The sequence below is a fragment of the Mameliella sp. CS4 genome (assembly GCF_019392335.1).
Lineage (GTDB): Bacteria > Pseudomonadota > Alphaproteobacteria > Rhodobacterales > Rhodobacteraceae > Antarctobacter.
In genome coordinates, this window is the sequence record NZ_JAHXRQ010000200.1 from 1 (window position 1) to 259 (window position 259).

1 protein-coding gene is annotated in these 259 nt (G+C 65.3%); it reads left to right on the forward strand.

What is annotated here, in order from left to right:
- A partial coding sequence (locus tag KZZ07_RS27100) for a tRNA-specific adenosine deaminase (protein ID WP_500862250.1) occupies positions 1-230 on the forward strand: 230 nt, incomplete at its 5' end.
- Between the last annotated feature and the right edge of the window lie 29 nt (positions 231-259).

The window sequence follows — 259 nt, forward strand, 5'->3', positions numbered from 1 at the left end:
GTGGCCAACCCTGCCCGATGTGCTTGAGCGCCATGTACCTGTGCGGCGTAGCGCGCGTGGTGTTTGCCGCCAGCAACGCAATGGCCGAACCGTTCGGCCTGTCGACGGCGGTGATTGGGCAGCAGGTCGGCCTGCCACTGAGCGAACAGCGCCTGCCGATCCAACACCTGCCCGACGCCGCCATGACCGCGCTGTATCACCGATGGAAAACCCTGCATGACCCTGAATAAATCCTTCGCCGGCTGGGGCCTGCTGGTGG